The organism is Catenulispora yoronensis, from assembly GCF_039531695.1.
GTDB lineage: Bacteria > Actinomycetota > Actinomycetes > Streptomycetales > Catenulisporaceae > Catenulispora > Catenulispora yoronensis.
The window spans coordinates 83,022-106,305 of the sequence record NZ_BAAAQN010000003.1; the positions used below are offsets into that span (position 1 = coordinate 83,022).

A 23,284-nucleotide genomic window follows, 5' to 3' on the forward strand; every position below is an offset into this window, starting at 1 on the left:
CGGGCTTTGGTCGAACTCTGATCCAGCTCCTCACTCCCGACTCCTCACCCCCAGCTCCTCACTCCCAGTTCCTCACCCCCGGATCCACGCTCAGGATCCACATTCCGGATCCGTACCCCGGATCCACACCCCGGGGCTTCGCCCGCGTACCCGCACCGCGCCCGCACATACCGCTCACAGTACGATCCTGGACTCCGTCCAGCAATACTTCGATTGCTGGCAGAAATTCTGCGTCAATCAAACGAAAGAAACTGACTCTCACGCCGATCCTTCGCTACCTTGGTCGATGTGACCGACCTCACCAGCGGCCCCTCGAAGCTCTCCACCACCAAGCAGTCACTCCTTTCGCAACGCCTGAGGCAGCGCGCCACGGCCCCGTCGATTCCCCGTCGACCTGCGGAAACGGTGCCGCCGCTGTCCTTCGCCCAGGAGCGGCTCTGGTTCATGGAGCAGTTCGCACCGGGCTCCGCGGCACACACGATCCCCGTCGCGATGCGCCTGCACGGCCCGCTCGACGCGGAGGCGTTCGGCAGAGCCCTGCGGCGGCTGGCGGAGCGGCACGAGACGTTACGGATGAGTTACCCGGCTGACGCGGACGACCGGCCCGTCATCCGCGTGCATTCATCGGCCGAGGTGCCGTTACGCGTCGCGGATGCCGAGTCGTTGGCCGCCGCGCAGGATCTTGTCGGGGAGCTGATCGCAGAGTCCTTTGACATTGAGCGCGGCCCGGTGGCGCGGGCGCTGCTGGTGCGGCTGGCCGAGGACGACCATGTCCTGGCGCTGGCCGTGCACCACATAGCGTGCGATGGTTGGTCGGTCGACGTGCTGTTGAGCGACCTGTTCGTGCTCTACGAAGCCGACCAGGCGGACGTGCCGAGCGCTCTGCCGGCACGAAGCATCGACTATGGCGACTACGCGATCTGGCAGCGCGACGCCCCCACCCACGACGCCGACCACACCTACTGGGCCGCGCAGCTCGCAGCCCTCCCGACCCTTGATCTGGTCACCGACCGGATACGTCCGCCCGAGCAGACGTACAACGGCGCGGCTCACAGCTTCTCCCTCGATCAGACCCTGACAGCGGCTCTGAAAGACCTCGCGGACCAGACCAACGCGACGCCCTACATGGTTCTGCTCGCCGCGTTCCAAACCCTCCTGGCGAAGTACACCTCCCAGGACGACTTCGCAGTCGGCACCCCGGTGGCCGGCCGCCCGCTCACCGAGCTGGAGCCGCTGGTCGGGTGCTTCGTCAACATGCTGACGATGCGCGCCGACCTCGCCGGTCGCCCCTCTTTCGCCGACGTGCTCGCCCGGGTCCGTGAAACGGCCGCCGCCGCGTACGACCACCAGGGCCTGCCCTTCGAGCAGCTCGTCCAGCGCCTCGACCTGGTCCGCGACGTCGCTCGCCCGCCGCTGTTCCAGGTTATCTTCGCGATGCAGAACTACCGCCGCGAATCAGTACCCGTCGGATCCGCGACGCTGACTGCTGAGCCTTTTCCTCTGACCTCCTGGGCGACCCGTTACGACCTGGAGCTCTACATCACCGAGCAGGACTCGGCCCTGAACGGCCTGTTCGTCTACAACACCGACCTCTTCGAGCCGGAGACCGTCGCCCGACTGGCCACTCACCTCAGGGTCCTGCTCACCGCGGCCCTCGCCGACCCGAGCCGTGCCATCGCGGACCTCGAGATCCTCGACGCCGCCGAGCGCGCCGAACTCCTCGTGGACTTCAACGACACCGCCGCCGACTTCCCCGAGCACACGACGCTGCACGCTCTCGTCGAATCCCAGGCCGCCCATACCCCCGAAGCGATCGCCGTTGTCTTCGAGAACAGCTCCCTGACCTACCGTGAGCTGAACGCCCAGGCCGACGCGCTGGCCCACCGGTTGACCCACCTTGGTGTCGGCCCTGAATCGCTGGTCGCGGTCTGTGCCGAACGGTCCTTGGCGCTGCCTGTCGCGCTGCTCGGCGTCCTCAAGTCCGGCGCCGCCTACCTGCCCCTGGACCCGGAGTACCCGCCGGACCGCCTTGCCTTCATGCTCACCGACGCCTCGGCCGCGGCGCTTCTCACTCAGCGCGGCCTCCTAGCTCAGGTCCCTGAGACAACCGCTCCGGTGGTTCTCCTCGACGACCTCCACGACTGGCCGCCCGCGCCGACTGAGTCACCTGGTACCCCATCGCCACCCGGCGATCTCGCCTACGCGATCTACACCTCAGGCTCCACCGGCCGTCCCAAAGGCGTTCTCAACACCCATCGCGGCATCGTCAACCGCCTGAACTGGATGCAGCGTCGCTACCGCCTCACCCCCGACGACGTGGTCCTGCAAAAGACCCCGGCCGGCTTCGACGTCTCCGTCTGGGAGTTCTTCTGGCCCCTGCTGGCCGGCGCCCGCCTGGTCCTCGCCAAGCCCGGCGGCCACAAGGACGCCGCCTATCTCCGGGACCTGATCCAGTCGGCCGGTGTCACCACGGCCCACTTCGTCCCCTCCATGCTCGGCGTGTTCCTGGCCGAGGACGGCGCGGACCGGTGCCGAGGACTGCGGCGGATCCTGTGCAGCGGCGAGGAGCTGCCGGTCGATCTCGCCCTGCGCTGCCTGGCCGCCCTCCCGGCGGAGCTGCACAATCTCTACGGCCCCACCGAGGCCGCGATCGACGTGTCGGCCTGGCAGTGCACACCTCAGGAGCTGATCGGCGCGGCCCGGGTCCCGATCGGCGGCCCGATCCAGAACCTCGCACTCCACGTCCTGGACCCGGACCTGCGACCGGTGCCGATCGGCGTGCCGGGCGAGTTGTTCCTCGGCGGCGTCGGCCTGGCCCGCGGCTACCTGCACCGGCCGGGGTTGACCGCCGAGCGCTTCGTCCCCGATCCCTACGGCCCGCCCGGGTCCCGGCTCTACCGCACCGGCGACCTGGTCCGCCGCCGGTCCGACGGCGTCGTGGAGTTCCTGGGCCGTATCGACGGCCAGGTGAAGATCAGAGGCCTGCGGATCGAGCTCGGGGAGATCGAGGTGGTGCTGCGCGAGCAGCCGGGCGTCGCCGAGGCCGCGGCCGTGGTGCGCGAGGACGTCCCGGGCGACCGGCGCATCGTCGCCTACGTCGTGGGGGACGCCGATCCGGCGGGGCTGCGGACGGCCCTCAAGCGGCGCCTTCCCGACTACATGGTCCCCTCGGCCCTGGTCGGTCTCGACGCCCTCCCGCTGTCCCCGAACGGCAAACTCGACCGCCGCGCGCTCCCGGAGCCCCAGCGCGGCCGCGACGAGGGCACCGAGTACACGGCGCCGGAAACCGAGTCCCAGCAGCTGATCGCGGCGATCTGGACCGACGTGCTCCGCGTCGAGCGGATCGGCATCGACGACGACTTCTTCGACCTCGGCGGCCATTCCCTGCTGGCGGCCCAAGCCGTCGCCAAGATCCGCCGCACCGCCGGCGCCGGTGTCTCGGTCCTCGATTTCTTCAAGAACCCGACGGTGCGCGCGCTCGCCACCCTGCTGGACATCCCGGCCGCCGAACGCGGTCCCGCGGAGCTGGTCCACGAGCTGACGAAACCGGTGCCGGTCGGGCAGCGCACCCTCTCCTTCGTGTGCGTCCCCTACGGCGGCGGCAGCGCCGTGGTGTACCAGCCGCTGGCCGACGCCCTTCCGGCCGGACACCGGCTGTTCGCGGTCGCGATCCCGGGCCACGACATCGGCCTGGACGAGGACGCCCTGCCGTTCGACGACCTCGCCACCCGCTGCGTCGACGAGATCCTGCGGAAGGTCGACGGGCCCCTGGCCGTGTACGGACACTGCGGTGTCGGCTCGGCGCTGGCCGTGGAGATCGCCCGTCGCCTCGAAGCCGCCGGACGGCGTCTGGAGGCGCTGTACATCGGTGCCATCTTCCCGTTCGCCAGGCCGGAGAACGGGCTGCTGAGCGGGCTGTCGCGGATGGCCCGCCTGGAGCGGTTCCGCTCGGACCGCGGCTACGCCAACTGGCTGCTCTCGATGGGCGTCGATATGAGCGACATCGAGCCGGAGCAGGCCACGCACATCATCCAGAACATGCGCAAAGACTCGCAGAGTGCTGAGGACTACTACACGGGACTGCTCCGCGACAGCGTCGACCGGCTCGAAGCCCCGGTGATCACCGTGGCCGGCGATCGCGACCCCACCACCGAGTTCTACGCGGAGCGGTACCGGGAGTGGCACTTCCTCACGGACACCTCAGCGGCGGTCGTCCTGGACGAAGCAGGGCACTTCTTCCTCAAGTACCGCGCCGAGGAACTGGCCTCGATCATCACGAAGACGACGCCGGCCCTGGAGGCGCCCGAGCCGCTGAGCCGTACCGCGCGCGGCGAGGACGCCGGCTGGTGGCTGCACGGTGTTTCCCGCTCCGCTGAACGGGTCGTGCCGACCGGTCCGGTACCGAGCATGCGCCGGTTCCTCGCTGTCGCCTCCGGCCAACTCGTCTCGATGACCGGCTCGGCGCTGACCGAGTTCGCCGTGCCGCTGTGGATCTATCTGCATACGGGATCGCTGCTGCGCTTCGCGTTGTTCGCGGTCTGCGGCCTGGTGCCCGGCATGCTGGCCGCCCCGCTGGCCGGTGCCGTCGTCGACCGCTCCAACCGGCGGCGCGTCATGCTGTTCGGGGACGCCGCCGCCGGGGGTACTCAGCTGATCCTCGGGCTGTTGCTCTGGACCGGTCATTTGCAGGTGTGGCATATCTATCCGCTGCTGATCTGCCTGTCGGTCTCGCTGACCTTCCAACGGCTCGCCTACGGATCCTCGGTCGCGCAGCTCGTGCCCAAGCACTATCTGGGCCATGCCAACGGCGTCGTCCAGATGATCAACGGCGTCGCGCAGATCATGGTGCCGCTGGTCGCCGTCGGCCTGATGGCGGCGATCGGTCTCGGCGGCATCCTGGTCATCGACGTCGCCAGCTACGCCTTCGCCGTCACGGTGGTCCTGCTGGTGCGGTTCCCCGCCACGATGGCTTGGCGGCGTAAGGAGACCCTGCTCGCGGAGATCGCCGAAGGGCTTCGGTATTCGTGGGGCCAACCAGGGCTGCGCGCGATGCTCCTGTTCTTCGCCGTGCTGAACGTCTTCCTGTCCCCGCTGTTCCTGCTCATCTCACCGCTGGTCCTGTCGTTCACGACCTTGAGCCAGGTCGGCGAGGTCGCCCTGGTCGCCGGGATCGGCGCGACCCTGGGCGGACTGACGATGACCTTCTGGGGTGGGCCGCGACGGCTGCGCATGCGCGGCATGCTGTTGTGCACGCTCGCGTTGGCGTCGTTCTGTCTGGTGACCGGCTTGCGGCCGACGCTGTGGCTGATCGCCGTCGGAGCGTTCGGGATGTCGTTCTGGCTGACCGTCGTCAACGGCATCTACACCACGATCGTCCAGGTGAAGGTGGCCCAGCGCTTCCACGGCCGGGTCTTCGCCCTCAACACCCTGATCGCCTGGTCGACGCTGCCGATCGGCTGGGGCCTGGTGGTGCCGTACGGGACCAAGCTGTTCGAGCCGCTCATGGCTCCCGGCGGCGCCCTGGCCGGCTCGTTCGGCCCGGTGCTCGGCACCGGCCACGGCCGGGGGATCGGGCTGATGTACGTGGCCTTCGCGGTGGCGATGACGCTCGTGGTCGTGGTCGCGCTGCGGACCCCGGCGCTGCGCCGGTTCGACGCCGACGTGCCGGATGCCGCGCCGGACGACCTGATCGGGCTTGAGGCGCGGCAGCGGCTCGTGGCCACCGGTTCCGTCCGGTGACGGCCGAGGCTCCGACGCCGCACCGGATCGCGACCATCAGCGTCCTGACGTCACCGCTGGCTCAGCCGGGCGGCGGCGACGCCGGGGGCCTGAACGTCTATGTGGTGGAGACGGCCCGCCGCTTTGCGGCGGTCGGCGTCCAGGTGGACATCTTCACCCGGGCCGCCGCGCCCCGCCTCCCGCCGGTGGTCGAGCTCTGCGACGGTGTCCTGGTCCGACATGTCCCGGCCGGTCCGGCCCGCGAGATCGACAAGGGTGCGTTGCCTCGCGTCCTCGGCGAGTTCGCGGACGGCATGCTCCGCACCCGGGGCGAGTACGACGTCGTCCACGCCCACCACTGGCTCTCCGGCCGGGTCGGGGCGCTGGTGGCCCGGGCCCGGGGCGTGCCGCTCGTGCAGTCGATGCACTCGCTGGGGCTGGTGAAGAACGCGGTGCTGCCCGGCGGCGAGGGATCGGCGCCGATGCTTCAGATAGCCGGGGAGAACGCGGTGATCGCGGCCGCCGACCGGCTCGTCGCCAACACCGCTCAGGAGTCCGACCAGCTCATCGCGCTCTACGGCGCGGCTCCGGAGCGGGTGCACACCGTCCATCCCGGCGTCGATCTGACCCTGTTCCGGCCGGGCAGCCGGAGCCAGGCCCGGGCGCGGCTCGGCATCCCCGAGGACGCCGTCGTGCTGCTGTTCGCGGGGAGGGTCCAGCGGCTCAAAGGCCCCGACATCCTCATGCGGGCCGCGGCCGAAGTCCTGCGCGCGGACCCGGATCTGGGGCACCGCCTCGTCGTGGCGTTCGTCGGCGGTCCCAGCGGCGACGGCCAGGCGGACCCGGACCAGCTCACCAAGCTCGCGACGGATCTGGGCCTCGGCGCCCACGTTCGCGTGGAACCGCCCTGTCCGCATCCGGAACTGGCCGACTGGTACCGTGCCGCGACGCTGGTCGTGGTGCCTTCGAGGGCTGAGACCTTCGGCCTGGTCGCGGTGGAGGCGCAGGCCTGCGGCACACCGGTGGTCGCGGCCGCCGTGGGCGGCCTCCAGACGGCGGTGCGGGGCGGGGTCTCCGGCGTCCTGGTGGAGGGGCACGATCCGGTCCGGTACGCGGAGGTGATCAGAGAGCTGATGCACAATCCCGCGCGGTTGGCGACGTTGCGCAAGGGAGCGTTGTCGCATGCCGCGGGGTTCGGCTGGGGCGAGGCCGTGGACCGGCTGATCGCCGTCTACCGAGCCGCTATCGCAGGCGTGCGCGGGCAGCCTTGAGGTCGGCCTCCTCCAGGCCGCCGGAGCGCAGGTACTCGGCGACGTCGAGGCCGTCGAGCAGACCGGTGACGGTCTGCCGCACGGTCGTGCCCTGCCGGGCCAGCGTCTCGGCGATGGCGGGGGCCTCGTCGGCTTCTCCGAGTTTCTCGAACAACGGCTTGAGCCGGGGCCCGCTGAGCTCGTAGTCGGCGACGACGTCGGCGGCCGGCACCCCGGCGAGCGCCAACAACAGCATGCTGACGATGCCGGTGCGGTCCCGGCCCGCGACGCAGTGGATCAGGACCCCTCCGGGCTCGGCGCGGGCGATCGCGGCGATGACGGCCGCGCAGCGTTCGGGCCGCCGTTCGAGGAAGGGGCCATAGGTGAGCGGAGTGACGTAGCCGGGCGGCCGGACGTCCGTCGGATCGTGCAGCGGCGCCGAGACCACTGTGAGCCACGACGGCCGGTGGCCGGTTCCGACTCGGTGCTCGCCCGGGGTCCGCAGGTCGACGATGGTCCGGACGCCGTACTCCCGGGCCGCCTGCCAGCCCTTCTCGGTGAGGCGGTCCGGGGTGTCCGAGCGCAGGACCGCGCCCCACCGGGTGGTTCCGCTGTCGCCGAGCGGCAGCCCGCCGAGATCGCGGACGTTGTGGCAGCCGTCCCACTCCAGGTGCCGGTTCGCAGCATCGTCCTGGTTCACAGCGTCGTCCTGGTTCATAGTGCTGTCTTGGTTCACAGTGTCGCAGCTCCCTGTGTCAGCAGGTCTTCGACGCTCAGCAGCAGGGCCGCGGCCGTCCCGCCCCACCCGGACTCCTCACTCCACTCCAGATCGAGCCGCGCGCCGCGCCGGTGCCGGGTCACGGTCAGCATGAACCTGGCACCCAGCGACCGCGGTTCGGCGAAGGTGACCCGGTCCGCCGCGAGGGAATCGTCGGGCAGCGACGCCGGAGCGCGGTCCTCGGTGCCGACCGGTGCGGCCAGATAGCTGAAGCGGGGATAGGCGACCGCGGTCTCGTAGTGGCCGCCGAGAATGTCATGGCACATCTTCTCGGTCACGCGCGGATCGGCGTTGGCGAACCGGTGGCCGCGCAGCTGCTGTCCCGCGCAGTCGGCCAGCGCCGACCGGAACGAGTCCTGCTCCGCGCGGACCAACACCGGCAGCGTCATGGTCGCCTTGCGCACGGCGGTGGCGGACAGCGGCGTCGTGCGATTCGCGGATATCGCGAACAGCCCGGCGCCCGCGGACTCCTCGACCGCGCACACGGCCGTCCCGAAGGCGAGCAGGAACGAGGAGGCGGGGGAGACCCCGGTGGCGCCCGCGATGGCCTGTGCGGCCTGTGCGGCGCGCGGCGAATACAGCCGGGCCGAGCGGAACATCGGAGCATCGGGCTTCGCGGCGGGCCTGGGCCCCGGTGCCCGCCCGGCGAGGATCTCGGCGACCAGGTTCAAGCGGTCCTGCCAGTAGGCCAGAGCCCGCTGCTGGTAGGCGAGACCGGCCGGGCTCGACTCGGCTTCGGCGACGTCGATCGGCTGCTCGACCGGTTCCGCACCGAACGGCTCGCGCCCGGCGGCGCGGGCGGTCAGTGCCTGGAGCAGATCGCCGTGGAGCACTCCCATGCCCCACGGGTCGATCGCCACGTGGTCGACGACGACCCCGATCCGGTCGACGACCCGGCCCTGCGCGAACAGCACGACGCGGATCGGCCACTGCTCGCCGACCCGGAAGCACACCCGCCGCCAGCTGTTGTCGAGCGGTGCGCCGGCATCGGCGATGTCGATGACGTCGCCGATCCGGTCGTCGACGGCTTCCACCCGCTGGCCGCCCTCGGCCCGGTCGACCAGGCTCCGCAGGCCCTCGTGCCGGACCAGCACGTCGCGCACCGCCTCGACGGCGCGGTCCAGCGGCACGCCGGCGGCGGGCACCACCGTCCAGATGTTGTCCTCGAAGGAGGTGTCGGAGTCGCCGGGGATCCACTGCACCCATTCGTGCTGGGACAGGGTGAGACCGCCGCTTCTTCCGCTTTCCGCTCCGGCCATCCGAGCCTCCGAGTCCGCGATATCGCATTCTGACTCGGTTATCGTCCACTCCTTGCGCTTCTACGTCTAGTTCTGTCAGTCTTCTGTCGTGACGGCGACGTGGGTGGCGCGATGACGACGGTGCCGCACCTGCTCGCCACCCGGGCCGCGGCCGAACCCGACCGGATCGCGCTGATCGTCGACGGGATCGGCTCGCACACGGCCGGCTCGCTCACGACGGGCTCGCACACGGCCGGCTCGCTCACGGTCGGGTCCTGGCAGACCCGGTCCGACGCCGTCGCTCATGCGTTGGTGCGTCGGGGGCTGCGCCCCGGCGACCGCGTGGGGCTGCTGTTCGGCAGTCACAGCTGGCTCGACTACGCGGTCTGCTTCGTGGGCGCCCAGAAGGCCGGCGGAACAGCTGTGCCGCTGCCGCCCCGGGCCCCCGCCGCGGAGCTCACGCGGCTGCTGGACGATTGCGACGCCACGGCGCTTGTGCATGAGGACGCTGCCGCGCCCGCGCCGTTCGGCGGCTGGTCGGCGACCGTATCCGAACTCGACGACAGTGCCACCGGCGTCGACGACGGCCCGCTGGACGTCGAGGTCCGGCCCGGCGATCTGGCCCAGATCCTCTACACCTCCGGCACGACCGGCCGGCCCAAAGGCGTCGCGGCCACGCATGCCAACCTGACCCACGGCTGCGGCGCCCGCCGGCGTCCGTTCGCCCACTCCCGCCACCTGGCGCACGCGTTCCCGATCGGCACGAACGCCGGCCAGGTCATGCTCATCACGGCTCTCGACGCCCGGCTGGCGGTGCTCAGCCCGGCGCGGTTCACCCCGGCCCGCTTCGCCCGCATGATCCAGGAGTACGCGGCCGGGACGGTCTTCCTGGTCCCCGCGATGGCCGTCGAACTGCTCGCCGCCGGAACGCTCGACCGGTACGACCTCTCCAGCGTGGTGCTGCTGGGGTCGGCCGCGGCCCCGCTGCCCGGCGCGGTCGCGGGGAAGCTGGTGGCGGCGTTCCCGAACGCCACGATCGCGAACTACTACACGTCCACCGAGGCGGCCCCGGCCCAGACCGTCATGCTCTACGACCCGTCCCGCCCCGGCAGCGTCGGCCGCGCGCTGGCCGGCGGCGCCGTGCGGATCGCGGCGGCCGGGTCCGGCGAGCCGGTCCCGGCCGGGGAGACCGGGGAGGTCTGGCTGCGTTCGCCGACGGTTTCCCGCACCTACTACGGGGACGCCGAGTCCAGCCGCGAGGTGTTCCGGGCGGGCTGGATCCGTATGGGGGACCTCGGATATCTCGACGAGGACGGCTACCTCTACCTGGTGGACCGGGACGGCGACCTGGTCAAGTCAGGGGCCTTCAAAGTCTCCACCCTGCGGGTCGAGGAAGCCCTCTATGAGCATCCTGATGTGCTGGAGGCCGCCGTCGTCGGCCGGCCGCACCCGGTGCTGGGGACGGCGCTGGCCGCGGTCGTGGTCCCGCGCCGGCCGGTCCCGGCCGAGCAGCTGCGGGAGTTCCTGCTCGACCGGCTCGCCCCGCACGAGGTCCCGGGCGTCATCGTCGAGGCCGACACCCTGCCTCGCAATGCCGGCGGCAAAGTGGACAAGCGGGCCCTGGTGAAGGAGTCGACATGGCCGACCTGACCGAAGCGGCGTTCGCCCAGCACGGGATCCGGATGGCGCACCTGGCCTCCGGCGGCACCGCCTATCACATGCCGCTGGTGCTCCGGCTGGGCGCCGGGATCGACGCCGGGATCGACGCCGGGACCGTGGCGAAGGCCTGCACGGCGCTTGTCGAACGGCATCCGCTGCTGGCCGGCGCGCTGGTCGAGCGCGACGGGATCACCTACGTGGCCCCGGCCGAGACCGTGCCCGGGCTGCGGATCGCGGCCCCGGGGGAGCGGGCCGAGGACGAGATCGCCCGGCCTTTCGATCTGGAGCGCGGGCCGCTGATCCGGTTCGTGCTGTTCGGCCGGGACCTGGTCGTCACCGCGCATCACACCGTCTTCGACGGATTCTCCAAGGACTTGGTCGTGCGTGATCTCCTCGCGTTCTGCGACGGCAGCGAGATCAGACCGCTGCCGATCAGCTTCGCAGAGCACGCCGATGCTGAACGGCGGCGGGTCGACGCCGCTCTGGTCGCGGCGCGGGAGTTCTGGAAGCCGCGGTGGCGTGGTCAGGCTCCGGTTGTCGTCCGTAACGGCATCCTCAACTCCCGGCGCGCCGAGGCCGGTGCGGTTCTCGACCTCGAACTGCCGAGGGTCGAAGTCCCTGGGCTGACCGTCTTCGAGGCGACAGCGGCGGCGCTGCACGTGTTGCTGTTCTCGTACGGGAACAGCAGGCCGGTCACGGCGATCGACCTGTCGACCCGGACGTCCGACACGGCCGACCTGATCGGGCCCTTCGTCAACGAATTGCTGCTCGCCTCCGAGCCTGCGGAGGATCTGACTTTCCGTGAGTTCGGCCTCCGCGTGCGTTCCGAGCTGCGGGACATCTACCGGTTCCGCGAGGTTCCGCTGGCCCGGGCCGTGCCTCGGATCGCGCCGCACGCCGCGCTGGCACCGATCTCCGTGAGCTACCGCAAGCAGTCCGAGCGGATCGACGCGGATGTCGAGTGGCTGGTCTTCAACGGGGCTGTGCGCGGGGATCTGCAACTCCAGATCGTCGACACCGGTCGGGCGCTCCTGGGCAGCCTTCGGTATTCGGCACGGGCCGCGGAGCATGCTCAGCCCTTCGCCGACGAGTTGGGCGCGGTGTTGCGGCGGTTGGCCGACGATCCCGATCGGCTGATCGCCGATCTGCTCACAGTCGTGCCGGACGCCGCAGAGACTGTACCCTCCGCGGAGCCGGCGCACGAAGACGGCAGTTCTGGCCATCTTCCCGCCGCCACCGGAGCGAGCGGCGGAGCCGGAGCCGACGCCGACCTCGTCGAGCAGATCCGGGAGATCTGGCAGGAGGTGCTGGGTGTTCCCCGGGTCGAGGTCGATGACGACCTGTTCGATCTCGACGGGCATTCGCTGACCGTCACCCAGATCGTCGCGCGCATGCGGGCCCGCCTCGGCATCGAGATACCGATCGACGTCCTGTTCGACAACCCGACGATCGCCGGAGCGCTCGATGCCGTCAACGCGCACTGAAGCGCCCTGTGGCCGACTCGCGGACGCAGACCTCGAACTCCTCCTGCTGATCCGTCACTTCGAGCTCGAACTCCTTGACCTGTTCAGCCGTGGAGAGCTCAACGGAACCACCCACACTTGCCTGGGACAGGAGTACGTCGCTGTCGCTGTCAGTGGCCTGCTTCGGGACGGCGACTTCGTCTTCGGCAACCATCGCAGCCACGGACACTACCTGGCGCGCTATCGCGATCCCGCCGGCTTGCTCGCCGAGATCATGGGCCGGGAAGGTGCGATCTGCGATGGCGTCGGGGGCAGCCAGCACATTTACCGCGAGGGCTACCTGTCCACCGGTGTGCAGGGCCAGAGTCTCCCGATCGCCACCGGGACCGCGCTCCATCTGCGGCGTACGCGTCCGGGCGCGCTGGCCTGCGCCTATATCGGCGACGGGACGTGGGGCGAGGGCGCCGTCTACGAGGCGCTCAACCTGGCCGCGCTGTGGCGGCTGCCGCTGCTGGTGGTGGTCGAGAACAACGGGATCGCGCAGTCGACGCCCACGGCGCGTCACCTGGCCGGGACGATCGCCGGCCGAGCCGCCGGGTTCGGTATCCGCCATCTCGGCGTCGACTCGCGGGACGTGACCGAGATCCGGGAGATCCTCGCCCCGGCCGTCGACGCGGTTCGAGCGGGTGAGCCGCTGGTCGTGGAGTTCGCCACCGACCGCCTCGGCCCGCACAGCAAGGGTGACGACACGCGCTCGGCCGACGAGGTCGAGCACGCCCGCTCCCGCGACTGGTACACGCGTTACGAGCGCGACCATCCCGAGCAGTTCGAGCGGGCCGACCGGATGCAGCGCGACCACATCCGGAGCGTCGTCGCCGACGTCGCGGGTCGGCCGCCGTCCCGGTGGGCCGCCCGATGAGAGTCGCCGAGAACCTCAACGCCGCGCTGCACGCCGTGCTGGCCGCCGACCGGGGCGTCCATCTGCTCGGCGAGGACATCGCCGACCCCTACGGCGGTGCGTTCAAGGTGACCCGGGGGCTGTCCGAGCGGTTCCCCGATCAGGTGCTGTCGACGCCGATCAGCGAGGCGGGCATCACCGGCGTCGCCAGCGGCCTGGCGCTGTGCGGCGACGCGGCGATCGTCGAGGTCATGTTCGGCGACTTCGTCGCGCTCGCCTTTGATCCGCTGGTGAACTTCGCCAGCAAGTCGGTGTCGATGTACGGTTCGCGGTTGCCGATGCGCATGGTGGTGCGGTGTCCCAGCGGCGGCGGGCGCGGCTACGGGCCCACGCATAGTCAGAGCCCGATGAAGCACTTCTTGGGGGTGCCCGGGCTTTCGGTCTACGAGCTCTCGCCGTTCCACGACAACCTCGATGTCTTCGGCGAGATGCTGGCGCTCGGCGAGCCGTGCTTGTTCGTCGAGGACAAGGTGACGTACACGCAGCCGATGTTCCCCGACGTCGATCCGTTCCGGTGGGATCGCACCGATGACGGTGTCGTGCGGGTGTTCCTGGACGAGCGGCCGGACTGCGTCCTCATCGCTCCCGGCGGCATGGCGCACCGGGCTCTGGAAGCCATGCGGTCGCTGCTGTTCGAGGCGGATATCAGCAGCATACTGATGATCCCCTCGCGGCTCTATCCGTTTCCGATCGAGGCCGCCGCGGTGGAGGCCACCGGCGCGCGGTTCGTCTTCGTCGCCGAGGAGAGCACCGGCGGCGGGACGTGGGGCGCCGAGGTCGCGCATCGGCTGCATGCCGGCCTGTGGGGCCGGCTGGATCGGCCGGTCACCCTCGTGCACTCGGTCGACAGCGTCATCCCGACCGCGTCCCATCTGGAGCGCGAGGTGCTGACGCGGGCGGAGACGATCCATCGGCAGGTTCTGGAGGTGCTGACATGACGGAGGCGACGGAAGCCGTGGAGGCTGCGGAGGCCGCGGACGCGACGCAGATCCGTGTCCCGAAGCTGAGCAACAACGACGCCGAGTACCTGCTCACCGAATGGCTCGCCGAGCACGGGAAGCCGGTGGCCGTCGGCGATCCGGTGGCGACGGTCGAGACGTCCAAGGCCGCCGAGGAACTCGCTGCCGAGGCAGCCGGGTACCTGAGCCAGGTGGTGCCGGTCGGCGCCACGGTGACGCCGGGGCAGCTGATCGCGACGTTGTCGCCGGTTCCGCCGGAGCAGCCGGCGGCTGTGTCGCCGGTCGGGGACGAGGGCGCTGCCGGGGCCGCGTCCGACGGCACGGCCTGTGTCGTGATCACCGGTCCGGCGCGGGCGCTCATGGAGGAGCTCGGCATCGCGCCGGAGCGAGTCGCCGAGCTCGGGATCAAGGTGGTGCGGCGTACCGACATCGCCGAACTCGCGGCGTCGGCGGTGACCCAGGCGCTGTCGCGGGTTCAGCAGGCGGTGGGGCGCGCGGTCAGCGAGTCGCACGCGACGATTCCCGCCGCCTACACCGTGATGAAGATGGACATCGGCCGGTCGCTCGCCGAGGCCGCCAGGCTCACCAAGGAAGTCCGGCGGCCGGTGGGTCTGGCAGAGCTCTGTGTCAGGGCGGTCGCCAACCTCCACGACCGGTTCCCCCTGTTCTTCGCGACTCTCGACGGCGACCGGGTCCGGTTGGCCGAGGCCGCTCACGTCGGCGTCACGGTGGATCTCGGCAAGGGGCTCTATGTCCCGGTCGTGCGCGACGCCGCGCGACTCGGCGTCAAGGAACTGGCCTCGCAGCTCATGAACTTCCGGCTCGCGGCGATGGAGCAGACCTTCCGGCCCGAGGATCTGGACGGTGCGAACTTCGCGGTCACCCTCCACACCGACGCGGACATCACGCTGGCGATCCCGTTCGTCTTCCCAGGCCAGGTGTGCGCCCTCGCCGTGACCGCGCCGCAGCGCGAGGTCGTCTTGGACGAGGACGGCGCGGTCGCCTCGCGCACCGTCACCCACATCGGCCTCGCCTACGACCACCGGGTGATCAACGGCCGCGACGCCGCCGCCTTCCTCACCGCGCTCAAGGAGGACCTGCTGTGACCGAACCGGTGTTGCGGGAGTGGCTGGCGAACGCGCTCGCGGAATGCTGCGACGGCGAGGTCTCGGCGCGACGGATCCTCGACGCCGACTGCACCCTGGCCGCGCTCGGCATCGGGTCCCTCGCGCTGGTCCGGCTGATCGACGCCGTCGAGAACGAGCTGGAGGTGATCCTGGACCTCGACGACGATTCCTGGTTCCGCGACCTGGACTCGATGACGGCCTACCTCAGCGGCCACGTCTCGCCGGACGCGGGCCGGTGACCGCCGTCGCGGACGACGGACTCGCCGCCGCGGTCCACCGCATCTGGTGCGAGGTACTGGAGACGGACGACCTGGACCCGCACGCCAACCTGTTCGACCTCGGCGGCCATTCCCTCCTGGCGACCCAGATCATGGCCAGGGTCCGGGCCGAACTCCGTGCGGTACTGACGCTCGACGCCTTCTTTGAACAGCCGACCCCAGCCGGCACCGCGGCACTGGTGGGCGAGTACCGCGCAACCGGCCGACCGGCACCGTCCGACGTCGAGCCACGCCGCGATCCAGCACGCTCCGCATCACTGTCACCCGCGCAGGAACGGCTCTGGTTCCTCTACCGCCTGGACCCGACCGACACTTCCTACAACATGCCCACGACGCTGCGAATCCGCGGCGACCTGAACGTCGAAGCGCTCGACAGGGCCCTGACAGAACTGATCGACCGGCACCCGATGCTGCGCAGCAGCTTCGGGGACGAGGGCGGGCGCCCGATGCAGAGCATCGGGGACCGCGGGCCGAAGTTGGAGCGGATCGACCTTTCGGGTGCTGAGCTTGCCGACGGCCTTGGCGATTCCGAGTGGATCGACTTGTCCGACGCTCCGGAGGCTAAGAACACCCGCGATCTCGTTGCCGAGGCCACTGCCGGTTTTGGCGATCCGGGGCGGGTCAGTCGGTCTGGCGCTCCGGATCCGGAGCATGTTCGCGAGCCTTTTGCTGCGCGCAGCAGCGGCGTCAGCGCTTCAGGGCGGACCGATTCTTCTTGGGCTCCCGACCCCGAGCAGGCGCGCAAGCTCGTTGCCGAGCGCGCCGACCGCCCCTTCGACCTGGAGCACGGTCCCGTGCTGCGGCTCACCCTCGTCCGGCTTGCGGCCGACGATCACATTTTCGGTGTGGTGCTGCACCACATAGCCGGCGATGGTTGGTCGTTGGAAGTGCTGCTGCGCGAGGTTTCGGAGCTCTACGCGGCGTTCGCGGCCGGGCGGCCGTCGCCTCTGGCGCCGTTGTCGATGTCGTACTTCGACCATGTCCGTCGGCTGGCGCAGCCCGACGCCGCCGCGCTGGGCTTCTGGACCGAGCAGTTGGCCGGCGCCCCGGTGCTGGAGTTGCCGACCGATCGGCCGCGTCGTCCGGTGCGGTCCGGTCAGGGCGAGCGGCTGGTGTTCGAGTTGTCAGCGGACTTGGTGCGTCGGCTGGAAACGGTGGCGCGCGCCGAGCGCAGCACTCTGTTCGTTGTGCTGCTGGCCGCGTATCAGGTCCTGCTCGCCCGCTACAGCGGTCAGCGCGACCTCACGGTCGGGACGCCGATTCTGGGCCGCGGCGATGTGGAGACCGAGTCGGTGGTCGGGTACTTCGCGGGCACCGTCGTTCTGCGCGGTGATCTGCGTGCCGATCCGGCGTTTCGCGACTTCGTCCGGGCCACTCGGGGTCGGGTGCTGCGCGCTATCAGCGGTCCGGAGGTGCCGCTGGAGCGGATCCTGGGCGAGCTGCGGATCGAGCGCGACCGCAGCCGGACGCCGCTGTTCCAGGCGATGTTCATGCTGCTGCGCCAGCCGGAGGCCAAGCCGCGCCTCGGCGAGCTCGACGCCGAGATCTTCGACCAGGGTCTCAGCGGCGCGAAGACCGATGTCGGGCTCGACGTCTATCAGGGACCGAATGGCGCGAACGCGGTGTTCACCTACGACACCGACCTCTTCGACCGCTCGACGATCGAGCGGATGACCGCGAGCTTTGTCGCCCTGCTGGAAGACGTCACGGCGCGCCCGGAGGCACGCATCAGTGAACTGATGCTCCTGAGCCCGGCTGAGCGTGCCGAGATCGTGAACCGGTGGAACGACAGCGCCTGGACCGAACCGGCCGCCGCGCTGCTGCGCCGAACGCCCGGTGAGACGATCGCCGCGCAGATGGCAGTGACTCCGGACGCGGTCGCGGTCACTGGCGCCGACAGGGAGCTGACATATGCGCAGCTCGACGCACGTGCTGACGAGATCGCGGCCCTTTTGGGGGACCGCCGAGGCCTGATCGCCGTCTCGCTGCGCCGCACGCCCGACCTGATCGCCGCTCTGCTGGCGGTGTGGCGTCTCGGCGCAGCGTATCTCCCGCTGGATCCGGAGTTCCCGCCCGATCGCACGGCCCTGATCCTCGCCGACTCGGACGCCTCGGTCCTGCTCACCGAACGCGCACTCGCCGACCGGTTCCCCACCGGGGATCTCCTCCTGCTGGAGGACACCGAACCAGGCGCCCGGCCCGCGGAGCCGGACACGGCGGACCACCGTCACCCCACAGATCTCGAATCCCCCGCCTACGTCCTCTACACCTCCGGCTCGACCGGCCGCCCCAAAGGCGTGGCCGTCCCGCACCGCGCCCTCGCGGCCTTCCTCCAGGCCATGACCGAACTGCTCGGCGACCAAGCCGGCCGCGGCTGGCTCGGGCTCACCTCGCTGTCGTTCGACATCTCAGCCCTCGAAATCTTCCTCCCGCTCACCGGCGGCGGCCGCGTCGTCCTGGTCCCGGACGGCGCTGCCCGCGACGGCGCAGCGCTGATCAAGCTGATCGAGCGCACTGGCGTCACCGACGTCCAGGCCACGCCCTCCGGCTGGCGCCTGCTGCTGGAAGCCGGCTTCACCGGCGGCGCCCGCGGCGCTGGCGGCTCCCTCGACGCCCTGGTCGGCGGCGAGGCGCTGCCGCCGCAGCTCGCCCGCGACCTGCGCGGCCGGGTGCGGCGGCTGGTGAACATGTACGGACCGACCGAGACGACCATCTGGTCCTCGTTCTGGGAGGTGCCGCCGGATCCTCAGGAAGTGCTGATCGGCGGCCCGATCGCCGGCACCCGCCTCCACGTCCTCGACGATCGCGGGGAACCGGTGCCGATCGGCGTGCCCGGGCAGCTGTGGATCGCCGGCGACGGGGTAGCGCTCGGCTACCTCGGCCGGCCCGGTCTGACCGCCGACAAGTTCCGGCCGGACCCGTTCGGCCCGGCGGGCTCGCGGTTCTACGACACCGGCGACCGCGTGCGCCGCCGCGCCGACGGCCGGATCGAGTTCCTCGGCCGGACCGACGACCAGGTGAAGCTGCGCGGCCACCGCATCGAGCTCGGCGAGATCGAAGCCGTCCTCGGCTCCCATCCGCAGGTCCGGGCCGCGGCCGTCGCCGTCCGGGACGACCTGCTGGTGGCGTACATCGTTGGCGAGACGGACCGCGTGATCGCCTACGCGGCCACGAGGCTGCCGCCGGCGCTGGTCCCCTCGCTCGTGATCCCGGTCGACGCGCTGCCCCTGACCCCCAACGGCAAAGTCGACCGGCGCGCGCTCCCGCAGCTCGTGGTCCTGCCCACGCAGGCCCGCGGCGCGTCGCCGAGCACACCGGCCCAGCGCCGGGTCGCCGAGGTCTTCGCCGACGTCCTCGGCCACGACGATGCGCGGATCTCGCTCGGCGTGGACGACGACTTCTTCGCCCTCGGCGGTCATTCGCTCCTGGCCGCGAAGGCGGTCGCGCGTCTGGACCGGCTGCCGATCGGCGAGCTGTTCGCCAACCCGACTGTCGGTGGTCTCGCCGCCGTATTGGAGGAGCGGCGCGACGCCGAGCAGGCCGCTTATAAGAACAGTGCGATTGTGGCGCAGCAGCCAAGCAGCGTGCCGAGGCTCTCGCCCGCGCAGCAACGTCTCTGGTTCCTGCACGCGCTGGAACCGGAGAGCGCCGCCTACAACATGTACAACGTGTGGCGCCTGCGCGGGCCCCTCGACGCGGATGCCTTCTGCGCCGCGCTCGACGATCTCGCCATGCGCCATCAGACGCTCCGAACCCGGTATCCCGATCAGGACGGGACGCCGATGGCGATCGTGGAGCCGCACGGTGCTATCGACGTCGAGCGCATCGAGCTCGCTGGAGCCGGAGCTGGGGCCGGAGCTGGAACCGCGGCCGGGGCCGCACTCGCCGCCGCCGAGCACGAAGCCCGCAACCTGGTCGCCGACCGCGTCAACGAACCCTTCGACCTGACCGCTGCCCCGCCGCTGCGCGCCGCCCTGATCCGCCTCGCCGACGACGACCACGTCTTCTGTCTCGTCCTGCACCACATCGCAGGCGACGGCTGGTCGCTCAACATCCTGCGAGACGACCTGGCAGCCCTGTACACGGCACGTCGGACGGATCAAGGCCCGCCGTTCCAGGACCACCTCGTCCAGTACGCCGACATCGACCCCGACTACTGGAACCGCGACCGGGAATCAGACCTCGCATACTGGCGCACCCAGCTCGCCGAACCGACAGTGCTCGACTTCCCGACCGACCATCCGCGTCCCCCGCTCTCCCGGCATCGCGGCGGCATCCACGGGTTCCGGATCCCGGCCGACCTGACCGAGCGCCTGGAACGGATCGGCCGCGAGCACGGCGCGACGCCGTTCATGGTGCTGCTCGCCGCCTACCAGATCCTCCTGTCCCGCCACAGCGGCCAGAACGACATCCTGGTGGGCACGCCCGCGGCCGGCCGCGACTCCGTCGAGATCGAGCGCGTCGTCGGCTACTTCACCCGAACCCTGGTGCTGCGCGGCGATCTCGCAGGCGATCCCCGGTTCGACGACCTCCTGGCCCGGACCCGGACGACGGTCCTGGACGCCCTCGCGCACCAGGACGTCCCGTTCGAGGAGCTGCTCGGCCTGCTCGCCGTCGAGCGCGACCCGAGCCGGACGCCGCTGTTCCAGACCATGGCGATCCTGCACAGCCAGGACGAGGACGCGGTCACCGACCGGTTCGCCGACCTCGGCCTGACGCCGTTCGACGCCGGATACCGGCAGGCGAAGTTCGACCTGATGCTGGAAGCCTGGCGCGACGACGACGGGCTGTCCCTGCTCCTCGACTACGACGCAGAACTCTTCGACGCGCCGACGATCGCCACGCTCGCCGAGCGCCTGGTCCTGGTGCTCGACGGCATCGCGGCCGATCCGTACCGCCCGATCTCGGCGCTGCCCATGCTCACCGCCGCCGACCGGCGGCTCGTGGACGCCCACGCGCACGCCGCGCCCGACCGGGGACCGATGGTCCCGGAGCTGATCGCGGCGACGGTGCGCAGCATGCCCGACGCCGTCGCCGTCACCTGCGGCACCGAGGCGCTCACCTACGCGGAGCTGGACGAACGAGCCCGCCGGCTCGCGGCGTCGCTGGCCGGGGCCGCGATCGTCGGCGTGTGCCTGCCCCGGTCCGGCGACATGATCGTCGCGCTGCTGGCAGCCTGGTACGCCGGGGCGGCCTACCTCCCGCTCGACCCGGAATACCCACTGCGTCGTCGAGAGCTGATGATCGCTGACTCCGGCGCGTCAGTGGTGATCACCGGTCCCGCCGCACTGGAGAACCCTGATACGTCGCTGGCACGGCAGGCCGCCGTCGAGAGCGCGCCCGCCTACATCATCTACACCTCCGGCTCGACCGGAGCGCCCAAAGGCGTCACGGTCACCCACGCGAACCTGGCCGCCCGGATCCGCTGGATGGTGGACGAGTACGAACTCGGGCCGGACGACGTGGTCGTGCAGTTCGCCTCGCTGAGCTTCGACACCCACGCCGAGGAGATCTTCCCGGCCCTCGCGGCCGGCGCCGAAGTGCGGCTGCTGCCGGAGGGCGGCGCGTCGCTTCCCGACTTCCTCGCCGCCGCTCCCGACGTCACTGTGCTGGACCTGCCGACCGCCCACTGGCACCGGCTGGTCGAGCTTGTCGACGAGATCGAGTGGCCTGATGCGCTGCGGCTCGTCGTCCTCGGCGGGGAGCAGGTCCACGCGAGCGCGGTCACGAAGTGGCGGGACAGGTTCGGCGACCGGATCCGCCTCGTCAACACCTATGGGCCGACGGAGGCCACGATCATCGCCACCTCGGCCGAGCTGACCGGGGCCGGCGCAAAGGGTTCCGGCGCAAAGGGATCCGGCGGTCGGCCGCCGATCGGCCGCCCCATCGCGGCCACGAGTGTTCAGGTGCTCGACCGCTCCGGACGGGAAGTGCCGCCCGGCGCCGTCGGCGAACTGGTGATCGGCGGCAGCGGCGTCGCCCGCGGCTACATCGGCAGGCCGGTCCTCACCGCCGAACGCTTCACGCCGGACCCGCATGGTGCGCCGGGCGCGCGCCGGTACCACACAGGCGATCTGGCCCGGTGGCGGAACGACGGCCAGCTGGAGTTCCTGGGGCGGCTCGACGACCAGGTGAAGGTGCGCGGGTTCCGGGTGGAGCCCGGCGAAGTGGAACATCGGATCCTGAGTCACCCGCTGATCGGCGACGCGGCGGTGGTGGTCCGTGACGACGCGCTCGTGGCGTATGTCGTCGCCGCTGCGGTGAACCCACAGCTCACCGACCAGCTCCGCACGCATCTCGCCGAGACCCTTCCGCCGCACCTAGTCCCCGGCCGGATCGTCGTCGTCGACCGCCTCCCGCTCACCGTCTCCGGCAAGGTCGACCGTGCGGCGTTGGCGGCGTTGGGGGCGCTGGGGGCGTCGGCGGCGGCGCCTGAGCAGCCGGAGAGCGATGCCGCTCCCGACACCGGCCCGCTCACCGACGCCGAGCAACTCGTCGCCGAGGTCTGGGCCGAGGTCCTCGGCATCGAGCGGATCCGCGTCCACGACCACTTCTTCCACCTCGGCGGCCACTCCCTCATGGCGATGCGGGTGGCCGCCCGGATCCACGCCGCCACCGACATCCGGGTGCCGATCCGCACGCTGCTGACCCACCCCCGGCTCCGCGATCTCGCCGTCGCCGTGGAGGACATCGTCGCCGCCGAACTCGCCGGCCTTACGGACGAGGAGGCGGATCTGCTGCTCGCTTCGAAGGAGGAGTCATGAGCGCCACCCAGGTCGTGATGAACGACGAGGACCAGTATTCGATCTGGCCGGCCGGATCGCCGCTGCCGGCCGGCTGGCGGGCCGAGGGCTTCACCGGCAGCCGCGAGGACTGCCTGGCCCACATCGACGCCGCCTGGACGGACATGCGCCCGCGCAGCGTGCGCGAGGCCATGGAGCGCGCGGGCGGCCGGAATGGCTGACGCCGACCCGCGCTGCCTGCTCCTGGTCCACGCGCATCCCGACGACGAGACGATCGACAACGGCGCCACCATGGCCCGGTACGCCGCCGAGGGCGTCCACGTGGCGTTGGTGACCTGCACGCTCGGCGAAGAGGGCGACATCGTGGTGCCGGAACTGGCCCACCTCGGCGCCGCCCACGAGGACCGCCTCGCCGAGCACCGGGAGGGCGAACTGCGGAACGCGATGTCAGCCCTCGGAGTCACCGACCACCGGATCCTGCGCGGGGCCGACCGTTATCGCGACTCCGGGATGATGGGCTCCCCGAGCAACGACCACCCGCGGTCGTTCTGGCGCGCCGATCCCGACGAGGCCGCGCTGCCGCTGGCCGACATCATCAGGGAACTGCGTCCGCAGGTGATGGTCACCTACGGCCCCGACGGCGGCTACGGCCACCCCGACCACATCCAGACGCACCGCGTCGCGATGCGCGCCGCGGAGCTGGCCGGGCTCGCGGTCGACCCGCCAGGCGGTCGCGAGCCGCATATCGTCTCGAAGATCTACTGGAACTGCCATCCGCGCAGCGCGGCACGGTTCAGCGCCAAGGCGTTGCAGGCCGAGAACCACACGCCGTTCCTGCTGGACGAGTCCGCCATCAGCGTGACCGACGACAGCTTCGCCACCTGCGTGATCGACGGCTCCGGCCATCTCGCGGCGAAGGCGGCCGCGCTGCGCGCCCACGCCACCCAGCTGAGCGTCCACGGGCCGTTCTTCGCCTTGTCGAACAACGTCGGCCGGCTGATCGCGGGGGAGGAGCACTACCACCTGGCCCACCGCCGTCCGGACCTGGCCCCGGCCGGCCGCCTGGAGGGCGACCTGTTCGCAGGGATCTGACATGACAAGGGTTCTCTCTCT

Annotated in this window: 13 protein-coding genes; 11 read left to right on the forward strand and 2 right to left on the reverse strand. The window is 70.9% G+C overall.

Annotation, left to right across the window (positions count from 1 at the left end):
- Positions 1 to 288: 288 nt before the first annotated feature.
- Both ABD481_RS03280 and mshA read left to right on the forward strand, forming a co-directional pair.
- Positions 289 to 5,739 (forward strand): non-ribosomal peptide synthetase/MFS transporter, encoded by a 5,451-nt coding sequence (locus ABD481_RS03280; RefSeq protein WP_344663979.1) that lies wholly within the window; start codon positions 289 to 291, stop codon positions 5,737 to 5,739.
- Positions 5,736 to 6,989: a D-inositol-3-phosphate glycosyltransferase gene (gene mshA / locus ABD481_RS03285; RefSeq protein WP_344663980.1), complete on the forward strand. Its 1,254-nt coding sequence runs from the start codon at positions 5,736 to 5,738 to the stop codon at positions 6,987 to 6,989. The genes ABD481_RS03280 and mshA overlap by 4 nt, the downstream gene beginning before the upstream one ends.
- Here the strand turns inward: mshA and ABD481_RS03290 are convergent.
- The gene (locus tag ABD481_RS03290) at positions 6,961 to 7,704 is read right to left on the reverse strand and encodes a tyrosine-protein phosphatase (protein WP_344663981.1); all 744 of its coding nucleotides are present in this window, start codon (positions 7,702 to 7,704) and stop codon (positions 6,961 to 6,963) included. The two genes, mshA and ABD481_RS03290, sit on opposite strands and share 29 nt — an antisense overlap.
- Positions 7,701 to 9,005 carry a condensation domain-containing protein gene (locus ABD481_RS03295; RefSeq protein ID WP_344663982.1) on the reverse strand — a complete coding sequence of 435 codons (1,305 nt, stop codon included), beginning with the start codon at positions 9,003 to 9,005 and terminating at the stop codon, positions 7,701 to 7,703. The genes ABD481_RS03290 and ABD481_RS03295 overlap by 4 nt, the downstream gene beginning before the upstream one ends.
- A 111-nt stretch (positions 9,006 to 9,116) precedes the next feature.
- On the opposite strand from ABD481_RS03295, the gene ABD481_RS03300 reads away from it, so the two are divergent.
- Genes ABD481_RS03300 through mshB form a run of 9 tightly spaced genes read left to right on the forward strand, consistent with a single transcriptional unit; the run spans position 9,117 to position 23,263 of the window.
- On the forward strand, positions 9,117 to 10,634 hold the full coding sequence (locus ABD481_RS03300) for a class I adenylate-forming enzyme family protein (RefSeq protein ID WP_344663983.1): 1,518 nt from the start codon (positions 9,117 to 9,119) through the stop codon (positions 10,632 to 10,634).
- Entirely contained in the window at positions 10,622 to 12,127 is a 1,506-nt protein-coding gene (locus ABD481_RS03305; RefSeq protein WP_344663984.1) for a condensation domain-containing protein, read from the forward strand. Before ABD481_RS03300 ends, ABD481_RS03305 begins: the two co-directional genes overlap by 13 nt.
- Positions 12,108 to 13,025 (forward strand): thiamine pyrophosphate-dependent dehydrogenase E1 component subunit alpha, encoded by a 918-nt coding sequence (locus ABD481_RS03310; protein ID WP_344663985.1) that lies wholly within the window; start codon positions 12,108 to 12,110, stop codon positions 13,023 to 13,025. Before ABD481_RS03305 ends, ABD481_RS03310 begins: the two co-directional genes overlap by 20 nt.
- The gene (locus tag ABD481_RS03315; protein ID WP_344663986.1) at positions 13,022 to 14,002 is read left to right on the forward strand and encodes an alpha-ketoacid dehydrogenase subunit beta; all 981 of its coding nucleotides are present in this window, start codon (positions 13,022 to 13,024) and stop codon (positions 14,000 to 14,002) included. Before ABD481_RS03310 ends, ABD481_RS03315 begins: the two co-directional genes overlap by 4 nt.
- Complete coding sequence (locus ABD481_RS03320) at positions 13,999 to 15,129, forward strand: 2-oxo acid dehydrogenase subunit E2 (RefSeq protein ID WP_344663987.1); 1,131 nt, start codon at positions 13,999 to 14,001, stop codon at positions 15,127 to 15,129. The genes ABD481_RS03315 and ABD481_RS03320 overlap by 4 nt, the downstream gene beginning before the upstream one ends.
- Complete coding sequence (locus ABD481_RS03325) at positions 15,126 to 15,389, forward strand: acyl carrier protein (protein ID WP_344663988.1); 264 nt, start codon at positions 15,126 to 15,128, stop codon at positions 15,387 to 15,389. The genes ABD481_RS03320 and ABD481_RS03325 overlap by 4 nt, the downstream gene beginning before the upstream one ends.
- Positions 15,386 to 22,192 carry an amino acid adenylation domain-containing protein gene (locus tag ABD481_RS03330; protein ID WP_344663989.1) on the forward strand — a complete coding sequence of 2,269 codons (6,807 nt, stop codon included), beginning with the start codon at positions 15,386 to 15,388 and terminating at the stop codon, positions 22,190 to 22,192. Before ABD481_RS03325 ends, ABD481_RS03330 begins: the two co-directional genes overlap by 4 nt.
- Positions 22,189 to 22,392 carry an MbtH family protein gene (locus ABD481_RS03335; protein WP_344663990.1) on the forward strand — a complete coding sequence of 68 codons (204 nt, stop codon included), beginning with the start codon at positions 22,189 to 22,191 and terminating at the stop codon, positions 22,390 to 22,392. The genes ABD481_RS03330 and ABD481_RS03335 overlap by 4 nt, the downstream gene beginning before the upstream one ends.
- Positions 22,385 to 23,263, forward strand: coding sequence for an N-acetyl-1-D-myo-inositol-2-amino-2-deoxy-alpha-D-glucopyranoside deacetylase (mshB, locus tag ABD481_RS03340; RefSeq protein WP_344663991.1), 879 nt, complete (start codon positions 22,385 to 22,387; stop codon positions 23,261 to 23,263). The genes ABD481_RS03335 and mshB overlap by 8 nt, the downstream gene beginning before the upstream one ends.
- The last annotated feature ends 21 nt before the right edge of the window (positions 23,264 to 23,284 follow it).